This window comes from Streptococcus sp. UMB1203, assembly GCF_030217725.1.
Taxonomy (GTDB): Bacteria; Bacillota; Bacilli; order Lactobacillales; family Streptococcaceae; genus Streptococcus.
Map to the genome: position 1 here is coordinate 1 of NZ_JASOOK010000040.1, position 9,386 is coordinate 9,386.

The 9,386-nt window shown below is 43.6% G+C and carries 8 protein-coding genes; all 8 read left to right on the forward strand.

What is annotated here, in order from left to right; all coding sequences use genetic code 11:
- Positions 1-162 precede the first annotated feature (162 nt).
- The 8 genes from QP439_RS08420 (at position 163) to recG (ending at position 9,160) form a co-directional block, all read left to right on the forward strand.
- On the forward strand, positions 163-498 hold the full coding sequence (locus tag QP439_RS08420; protein WP_285389492.1) for a hypothetical protein: 336 nt from the start codon (positions 163-165) through the stop codon (positions 496-498).
- 33 nt (positions 499-531) lie between these two features.
- Positions 532-822, forward strand: coding sequence for a hypothetical protein (locus tag QP439_RS08425; RefSeq protein ID WP_285389481.1), 291 nt, complete (start codon positions 532-534; stop codon positions 820-822).
- A gap of 145 nt (positions 823-967) precedes the next feature.
- Positions 968-3,481, forward strand: coding sequence for a preprotein translocase subunit SecA (gene secA, locus QP439_RS08430; RefSeq protein WP_023943775.1), 2,514 nt, complete (start codon positions 968-970; stop codon positions 3,479-3,481).
- An 80-nt stretch (positions 3,482-3,561) separates the two neighbouring features.
- The gene (locus QP439_RS08435; protein ID WP_004258559.1) at positions 3,562-4,593 is read left to right on the forward strand and encodes a 3-deoxy-7-phosphoheptulonate synthase; all 1,032 of its coding nucleotides are present in this window, start codon (positions 3,562-3,564) and stop codon (positions 4,591-4,593) included.
- A gap of 1 nt (position 4,594) precedes the next feature.
- Positions 4,595-5,626, forward strand: a complete 1,032-nt coding sequence (locus QP439_RS08440) for a 3-deoxy-7-phosphoheptulonate synthase (protein ID WP_285389485.1) — start codon at positions 4,595-4,597, stop codon at positions 5,624-5,626.
- Between the two features lie 44 nt (positions 5,627-5,670).
- Positions 5,671-6,033, forward strand: a complete 363-nt coding sequence (gene acpS, locus QP439_RS08445) for a holo-ACP synthase (RefSeq protein ID WP_000635005.1) — start codon at positions 5,671-5,673, stop codon at positions 6,031-6,033.
- The gene (alr, locus tag QP439_RS08450; RefSeq protein ID WP_285389488.1) at positions 6,023-7,126 is read left to right on the forward strand and encodes an alanine racemase; all 1,104 of its coding nucleotides are present in this window, start codon (positions 6,023-6,025) and stop codon (positions 7,124-7,126) included. The genes acpS and alr overlap by 11 nt, the downstream gene beginning before the upstream one ends.
- 18 nt (positions 7,127-7,144) lie before the next feature.
- The gene (gene recG, locus QP439_RS08455; protein WP_285389490.1) at positions 7,145-9,160 is read left to right on the forward strand and encodes an ATP-dependent DNA helicase RecG; all 2,016 of its coding nucleotides are present in this window, start codon (positions 7,145-7,147) and stop codon (positions 9,158-9,160) included.
- The last annotated feature ends 226 nt before the right edge of the window (positions 9,161-9,386 follow it).

The window sequence follows — 9,386 nt, forward strand, 5'->3', positions numbered from 1 at the left end:
ATGGGACTTTTTTTCTACACAAAAAAGGCTCCATAAGATCCATAGGGGATTTACCCACTACAAATATTATAGAGCCTAAAAAAGTAGAATCTGGAATGACATTTCCAGATTTTTTTGATAAAATGAAGTTGAAGAAAGCGTTATCAAAAAGAGGTGTTGATGATGGAACATTTGTTTAAATTGTTAATCTTATTACCCTGTTTTTACTTTTTCAGCTGGATTGAAAAGGCCAACAGAGATAGTAAATTTTTCCCAATTTTTTACTATTTTTACTGGATTTACATCACCCTCTATGCTCTTTTTAGCCTTGCTTGGACAGTTTTTTCAGTCTTGTTTTTCAATATCCTATTGAGAAATGTGGCAGACATCAAGTCTTGGGGCATTTGGCTATTATTACTACTTATTGCTTTTTCCAGTTCTTGGTTAGACTATATCTTTTTCAAAAAAATGCTTAGACTAAGAAAGGAGTTAGGAAAGTCTACGGGTGGAAGGTATTGATTTATATCGGTTTTTATTTATAGGAGGTGGCTTATGGCACATCTAAAATCATTTATTACACGCTATTCTAAGGTCTATATTGGTTTAGTTCTGTTGATCTGGATTGCTTTCTTCTTTCTTCCTTGGGGCAGTCCGATTCTGGGGGGGAAGATTGACCTCTTCAGCATACAGAAAGTCTTGCTAGTTTTTGGCATTCTGTCCATTTTGATGGCCTTGCTGTCCAAGAAAGTCAGTCTCTTTGTTTTTGGACTCATCTGCTGTCTTTCTCTTTGGATTAACCTATTTATTCTGTTTGCTATTTTGCCGATTTTTGTTGGCAATTAAAGCATCATAAAAGTCAGAGAGGTTAGCTTGGAAACTAGCCTCTTTTTCCTTTTCAAAATGGGGATTCTTCCTTGAAAATAATCAGTAATTGTGCTAAAATTAAAAGAACATTCTAAAATATTCGGAATTTAAAGTAAGGAAAAACATGGCTAATATTTTAAAAACAATTATCGAAAATGATAAAGGAGAAATCCGTCGTCTGGAAAAGATGGCTGACAAGGTTTTCAAATACGAAGATCAAATGGCTGCTTTGACTGACGACCAACTAAAAGCAAAAACAGTTGAATTTAAAGAACGTTATCAAAATGGAGAATCACTGGATTCGTTGCTTTATGAAGCATTTGCGGTTGTCCGCGAGGGTGCTAAACGTGTCCTAGGTCTCTTCCCATACAAGGTTCAGGTCATGGGGGGAATCGTTCTTCATCATGGTGACGTGCCAGAGATGCGTACAGGGGAAGGGAAAACCTTGACTGCGACCATGCCCGTATACCTCAACGCCCTTTCAGGTAAAGGGGTCCACGTAGTTACGGTCAATGAATACCTATCAGAACGTGACGCGACTGAGATGGGTGAATTGTACTCATGGCTTGGTTTGTCAGTAGGGATTAACTTGGCTGCCAAATCTCCAATGGAGAAAAAAGAAGCCTATGAGTGTGATATTACTTACTCAACCAACTCAGAAATCGGATTTGATTACCTTCGTGATAACATGGTCGTCCGCGCTGAAAACATGGTACAACGTCCGCTCAACTATGCCTTGGTCGATGAGGTTGACTCTATCTTGATTGACGAAGCCCGTACACCTTTGATCGTATCAGGTGCCAACGCGGTTGAAACCAGTCAGTTATACCACATGGCAGACCACTATGTAAAATCTTTGGACAAAGACGACTACATCATCGATGTGCAGTCTAAGACTATTGGTTTGTCAGATTCAGGGATTGACAAGGCTGAAAGCTACTTCAAGCTTGAAAACCTCTATGATATCGAAAATGTGGCTTTGACTCACTTTATCGATAATGCCCTTCGTGCCAACTACATCATGCTTCTCGATATTGACTATGTGGTCAGCGAAGAGCAAGAAATCTTGATTGTCGACCAATTTACAGGTCGTACTATGGAAGGTCGTCGTTATTCTGATGGATTGCACCAAGCCATTGAAGCCAAAGAAGGTGTGCCGATCCAGGATGAAACCAAGACGTCTGCCTCAATCACTTACCAAAACCTTTTCCGTATGTACAAGAAATTGTCTGGTATGACGGGTACAGGTAAGACTGAGGAAGAAGAATTCCGTGAAATTTACAACATTCGTGTTATTCCAATCCCAACAAACCGTCCTGTTCAACGTATTGACCACTCAGACCTTCTTTATGCAAGTATCGAGGCTAAGTTTAAGGCGGTTGTCGAAGACGTTAAGGCTCGTTACCAAAAAGGTCAGCCTGTCTTGGTTGGTACAGTAGCGGTTGAAACTAGTGACTACATTTCTAAGAAATTAGTCGCAGCTGGCGTTCCTCACGAAGTCTTAAATGCCAAAAACCACTATAAAGAAGCCCAAATCATCATGAATGCTGGTCAACGTGGTGCTGTTACTATCGCAACCAACATGGCCGGTCGTGGTACCGACATCAAGCTTGGTGAAGGAGTTCGCGAATTGGGTGGACTTTGTGTGATTGGTACAGAACGCCATGAAAGCCGTCGTATCGATAATCAGCTTCGTGGACGTTCAGGTCGTCAAGGAGACCCAGGTGAGTCACAATTCTACCTATCTCTTGAAGATGACTTGATGAAACGTTTTGGTTCTGAACGCTTGAAGGGAATCTTTGAACGTCTCAACATGTCTGAAGAGGCCATTGAGTCTCGTATGTTGACACGTCAGGTTGAAGCAGCGCAAAAACGTGTCGAAGGAAATAACTACGATACCCGTAAACAAGTCCTTCAATACGATGACGTCATGCGTGAACAACGTGAGATTATCTATGCTCAACGTTACGACGTCATCACTGCAGATCGTGACTTGGCACCTGAAATTCAGGCTATGATCAAACGTACGATTGGTCGTGTCGTTGATGGTCATGCGCGTGCCAAACAAGATGAAAAACTAGAAGCAATTTTGAACTTTGCTAAGTACAACTTGCTTCCAGAAGATTCTATTTCAATCGAAGACTTGTCAGGCTTGTCTGATAAGGCCATTAAGGAAGAACTCTTCCAACGTGCTTTGCAAGTTTACGATAGTCAGGTTTCAAAACTACGAGATGAAGAAGCAGTTAAAGAATTCCAAAAAGTTTTGATTCTACGAGTGGTAGATAATAAGTGGACAGATCATATCGACGCCCTTGATCAATTGCGTAACGCGGTAGGACTTCGTGGCTATGCTCAGAACAACCCTGTTGTTGAGTATCAGGCAGAAGGTTTCCGTATGTTTAATGACATGATTGGTTCGATCGAGTTTGATGTGACACGTTTGATGATGAAAGCACAAATTCATGAACAAGAAAGACCACAAGCAGAACACCATATCAGTACAACAGCGACTCGCAATATCGCTGCCCACCAAGCAAATATCCCAGAAGATTTGGATTTGAGCCAGATTGGACGGAATGAACTTTGCCCATGTGGTTCTGGTAAGAAGTTTAAAAACTGTCACGGTAAAAGACAATAAAATGAGATAGTTTAGAGGCGGATACCTTGTGAAAAGTAAATTTTTACTTGGTATCCGTTTGCTTTATAAGGAGATGAGTTATGGTATTTACAGCAAAAAGTCCTAAAATTAATATTGAAGAAGTTCGTGCCTTATCAAAACTAGAAGGCCAAGCTTTAGAGAGGAAATCACAACGCGATCAAGAGCTAGAAGCCATTATACGTGGAGAAGACCAGCGAATTCTCTTGGTAATCGGGCCATGCTCATCTGACAATGAAGAAGCTGTCCTTGAATATGCTAAGCGTTTGGCAGCTCTACAAGAAGAGGTGGCAGACCGTATCTTTATGGTTATGCGTGTTTATACTGCCAAACCCCGTACCAACGGAGATGGCTATAAGGGCTTGATTCACCAGCCTAATGCGACAGAAGCGCCTAGTCTTATCAATGGAATCAAAGCCGTTCGCCATCTCCACTATCGTGTCATCACAGAAACAGGTATGACGACAGCTGATGAAATGCTTTATCCTGAAAATCTTCCGCTAGTAGATGATTTGATTTCTTACATGGCGGTTGGTGCCCGTTCGGTTGAAGATCAGCAACACCGCTTTGTGGCAAGTGGGGCAGATTTTGCGACTGGTTTTAAAAATCCAACCTCTGGAAATCTCAATGTTATGTTTAATGGGATTTATGCTGCTCAAAACAAACAAAGTTTCCTCTTCCTAGGAAAAGAAGTAGAAACAACTGGGAACCCGCTTTCGCACGCTATTCTTCGTGGAGCGATCAATGAGTATGGTAAGAATATTCCCAACTACTACTATGATAATTTGATGGATACCATTGCTCAGTATGAGAAAATGGGCTTGGAAAATCCTTTTATCATTGTGGATACCAATCATGACAACTCTGGTAAGCAATATATGGACCAGATTCGAATTGTCCGCCAGACCTTGATTAACCGTGATTGGAATGAAAAAATTAAGCAGTACGTTCGTGGCTTTATGATTGAGTCTTATCTAGAAGACGGCCGTCAAAACGAACCGGAAGTATTTGGCAAGTCTATCACGGACCCTTGCCTTGGCTGGGAGAATACGGAAGTCCTCGTCAGAGAAATCTACCAAACGTTAGGAGAATAAGATGGCATTTATTGAAAAAGGTCAAGAAATCGATATTGAAGCAATCAAGGCAGAAACCCAATTGTCTGCGGAAGCCTTGCGTCTAAAGGAGCGTCGTGATAGAGAAATGGCAGACATTATTTCAGGAGAAGATGACCGGATCCTTTTGGTGATTGGTCCTTGCTCGTCTGACAATGAAGAGGCTGTCTTGGAATATGCCCGTCGTTTATCTGCTTTGCAAAAGAAGGTGGCGGACAAGATTTTCATGGTTATGCGTGTTTATACAGCTAAACCTCGCACTAACGGAGACGGATATAAAGGTTTGGTTCACCAGCCAGATACTTCAAAAGCTCCAAGTTTGATCAACGGCTTGCAGGCTGTGCGCCAGTTGCACTACCGCGTGATTACAGAGACTGGTTTGACAACGGCAGATGAGATGCTTTATCCGTCAAATCTGGTCTTGGTAGATGATTTGGTCAGCTACCATGCTGTAGGAGCTCGTTCTGTAGAAGACCAAGAGCACCGTTTTGTGGCCTCAGGGATTGATGCGCCAGTCGGAATGAAAAATCCAACCTCTGGAAATCTGGGTGTCATGTTTAATGGCATCTATGCCGCTCAAAACAAACAGACCTTCCTCTTCCATGGTCAAGAAGTTGAGACTTCAGGAAATCCCTTGACCCACGTCATCCTTCGTGGTGCAGTCAATGAATATGGGAAAAATGAGCCTAACTTTTACTATGAAACTCTGCTAAATGCTATTGAGCGTTATGAAACTATGGGACTTGAAAATCCTTTTATTCTCATTGACACCAACCATGACAACTCAGGTAAGCAATATATGGAGCAGATTCGAATTGTTCGCCAGACCTTGCAAAATCGTGATTGGAATGAGAAGATTAAAAAGACAGTTCGAGGCTTTATGATTGAGTCTTACCTAGCAGATGGTCGTCAAAACCAACCAGAGGTCTTTGGTTGCTCTATTACCGATCCTTGCCTAGGCTGGGAAAATACAGAGGCCTTGGTAGAAGAGATTTATGCTACCTTGACAAAATAAGTGAAAAGGATGGAGTTGGGGAATCTCAACTCCTTTTGATGAGAATGATAGTTGGACACGGAATTGACATCGAAGAATTGGCTTCGATAGAAAGCGCGGTTACACGACATGAAGGATTTGCTAAGCGCGTGCTGACCGCTAAGGAAATGGAGCGCTTCACCAGTCTCAAAGGGCGCAGGCAGATTGAATATTTGGCTGGTCGCTGGTCGGCTAAGGAGGCCTTTTCCAAGGCCATGGGAACGGGCATTGGCAAGCTCGGTTTTCAGGATTTGGAAGTCTTGAACAATGAACGCGGGGCGCCTTATTTTAGTCAGGCACCATTTTCAGGAAAGATTTGGCTGTCTATCAGCCACACCGATCAGTTTGTGACAGCCAGTGTCATTTTGGAGGAAAATCATGAAAGCTAGTCCACATAGACCAACCAAAGCTCTGATTCATCTGGGAGCTATTCGACAAAATATTCAGCAAATGGGGGCTCATATCCCTCAAGGAACGCTCAAGTGGGCAGTGGTCAAGGCTAATGCCTATGGGCATGGGGCTGTTGCCGTTGCCAAGGCGATTCAAGAGGATGTTGATGGCTTTTGTGTTTCCAATATCGATGAAGCTCTTGAACTCAGACAGGCTGGACTCAGTAAACGAATCCTCATTTTAGGAGTTTCTGAAATCGAAGCTGTCGCTCTAGCTAAAGAATATGATATTACCTTGACTGTGGCTGGACTGGAGTGGATTCAAGTATTGTTAGATAAGGAAGCAGACCTAACTGGATTGACAGTTCACCTCAAGATTGATTCAGGAATGGGACGGATTGGTTTTAGAGAGGCTTGTGAGGCTGAGCAGGCTCAAGACTTGCTCCAACAACATGGTGCTCGTGTTGAAGGGATTTTTACCCACTTTGCTACTGCAGACGAGGAATCAGATGACTACTTTAATGCCCAGTTAGAACGGTTTAAAACTATTTTAGCTAGTATGAAAGGTCTTCCAGAGCTGGTTCATGCCAGCAATTCTGCAACGACCCTTTGGCATGCAGAGACTATTTTCAATGCGGTTCGTATGGGGGATGCTATGTATGGTCTGAATCCTAGCGGAGAGGTCTTGGACTTGCCCTATGACTTGAAACCAGCCTTGACCTTGGAATCTGCCTTGGTTCACGTCAAGACAGTCCCAGCTGGATCTTGCATGGGCTACGGAGCGACCTATCAGGCGGCTAGCGAGCAAGTCATCGCGACTGTGCCAATCGGCTATGCGGATGGTTGGACACGAGACATGCAGGATTTCTCTGTCTTGGTAGATGGCCAAGCTTGCCCAATTGTCGGCAGGGTTTCGATGGATCAAATCACCATTCGATTGCCTAAGCTTTATCCGTTGGGAACAAAAGTAACCTTGATTGGTTCTAACGGGGGCAAGGAAATCACAGCTACTCAGGTAGCGACCTACTGCGGAACCATTAACTATGAGGTGGTTTGTCTCCTCAGTGACCGCATTCCGAGAGAATATTATTAGAAAAGAAAGGAGTGGAGCATGAATCTACATCAACCCTTGCATGTCTTACCTGGTGTGGGACCAAAGTCAGCAGAAAAATACGCTAAACTAGGAATTGAAAACTTGCAAGACCTCTTGCTCTACTTTCCTTTCCGTTATGAAGACTTCAAAACCAAGCAGGTGCTGGAGCTAGAAGACGGTGAAAAGGCTGTTCTGTCTGGTCAAGTCGTGACTCCCGCCAGTGTCCAGTATTATGGTTTCAAGCGCAATCGTCTGCGCTTTAGCCTCAAGCAGGGAGAGGTCGTTTTTGCGGTGAATTTCTTTAACCAGCCCTATCTGGCAGACAAGATTGAGCTAGGAGCAACTCTTGCTATTTTTGGAAAATGGGACCGTGCCAAGGCTAGTTTGACAGGGATGAAGGTCTTGGCTCAGGTGGAAGATGACCTCCAGCCTGTCTATCGTCTGGCTCAGGGAATCAGTCAGGCCAGTCTGGTCAAGGTTATAAAGACGGCCTTTGATCAGGGACTGGACCTCTTGATAGAGGAAAATCTTCCCCAGTCTTTACTAGACAAATACAAACTTATGTCCCGTTGTCAGGCAGTTCGTGCCATGCATTTCCCTAAGGATTTGGCAGAATACAAGCAGGCCCTTCGCCGTATCAAGTTTGAGGAACTCTTTTATTTCCAAATGCAATTGCAGACGCTCAAGTCTGAAAATAGGGTTCAGGGAAGCGGTCTGGTTCTGGATTGGTCTCAGGAAAAAGTGACAGCAGTCAAGGAAAGTCTTCCTTTTGCCTTGACCCCAGCTCAAGAAAAGAGTTTACAGGAAATTTTGACCGACATGAAGTCGAACCACCACATGAATCGTCTCCTGCAAGGAGATGTGGGGAGCGGAAAAACGGTGGTTGCTGGCTTGGCCATGTTTGCGGCAGTGACAGCTGGGCACCAGGCTGCTCTCATGGTACCGACAGAAATCTTAGCAGAGCAACACTTTGAAAGTCTACAGAGTCTCTTTCCAGACTTGAAACTCGCTCTCTTGACAGGATCCTTGAAAGCTGCAGAAAAAAGAGAAGTCTTGGAGACTATTGCTAAGGGTGAGGCTGATTTGATTATCGGAACCCATGCTCTGATTCAGGATGGGGTGGAGTATGCTTGCCTTGGTTTGATTATCATCGATGAGCAGCACCGTTTTGGTGTGGGTCAAAGGCGGATTTTACGGGAAAAAGGAGACAATCCAGATGTCCTCATGATGACAGCGACTCCGATTCCACGGACGCTAGCCATCACAGCCTTTGGCGATATGGATGTTTCCATTATCGACCAGATGCCAGCAGGTCGAAAACCCATTGTGACGCGCTGGATCAAACATGAGCAACTACCTCAGGTCTTGACTTGGTTAGAGGGGGAAATCCAAAAAGGTTCTCAAGCCTATGTCATCTCTCCCTTGATTGAAGAATCTGAAGCTCTAGACTTGAAAAATGCCATTGCCCTATCAGAAGAGTTGACGGCTCATTTTGCAGGCAAGGCAGAGGTGGCTCTTCTACATGGTAAGATGAAGAGTGATGAAAAAGACCAGATTATGCAGGAATTCAAAGAGCGAAAAACGGATATTCTGGTTTCGACGACGGTTATCGAGGTCGGGGTCAATGTTCCCAATGCGACCGTCATGATTATCATGGATGCCGATCGCTTCGGACTCAGCCAGCTTCACCAGCTCAGAGGTCGTGTCGGTCGGGGGGACAAGCAGTCCTATGCTGTTCTCGTTGCTAATCCCAAGACTGATTCTGGAAAAGATCGCATGTGCATTATGACAGAAACCACCAATGGTTTTGTTCTTGCGGAGGAAGATTTGAAAATGCGTGGTTCAGGTGAAATTTTTGGAACCAGACAGTCAGGGCTTCCAGAGTTTCAAGTGGCTGATATTATCGAAGATTTTCCGATTTTAGAAGAAGCTAGAAAGGTGGCCAGCTATATCAGTTCTATTGATGGGTGGCAAGAGGATCCAGAATGGCGTATGATTGCCCTCCATCTAGAAAAAAGAGAACATCTGGATTAAGCTTTCTCTAAGAAAATCTTAAGCTAGCTTTCAGGTTTGCCCCTTATACTAGAGTCATCAAAAAGAAACGAGGACTCTCACATGAACGTAACGATTAAAGTAAATTACCAAACCACTTTCCAAAAGAAAGAAGCAACAAAATAATATAAATATGGCTCTATAATATTTGTAGTGGGTAAATCCCCTATGGATCTTATGGAGCCTTTTTTGTGTAGAAAAAAAGTCC

What these genes read in the sequence shown, in the direction of transcription:
- acpS (WP_000635005.1), top strand. Translation starts at nt 5,671, where the DNA reads ATGATAGTTGGACACGGAATTGACATCGAAGAATTGGCTTCGATAGAA.
- secA (WP_023943775.1), top strand. Translation starts at nt 968, where the DNA reads ATGGCTAATATTTTAAAAACAATTATCGAAAATGATAAAGGAGAAATC.
- QP439_RS08425 (WP_285389481.1), top strand. Translation starts at nt 532, where the DNA reads ATGGCACATCTAAAATCATTTATTACACGCTATTCTAAGGTCTATATT.
- QP439_RS08420 (WP_285389492.1), top strand. Translation starts at nt 163, where the DNA reads ATGGAACATTTGTTTAAATTGTTAATCTTATTACCCTGTTTTTACTTT.
- QP439_RS08435 (WP_004258559.1), top strand. Translation starts at nt 3,562, where the DNA reads ATGGTATTTACAGCAAAAAGTCCTAAAATTAATATTGAAGAAGTTCGT.
- alr (WP_285389488.1), top strand. Translation starts at nt 6,023, where the DNA reads ATGAAAGCTAGTCCACATAGACCAACCAAAGCTCTGATTCATCTGGGA.
- recG (WP_285389490.1), top strand. Translation starts at nt 7,145, where the DNA reads ATGAATCTACATCAACCCTTGCATGTCTTACCTGGTGTGGGACCAAAG.
- QP439_RS08440 (WP_285389485.1), top strand. Translation starts at nt 4,595, where the DNA reads ATGGCATTTATTGAAAAAGGTCAAGAAATCGATATTGAAGCAATCAAG.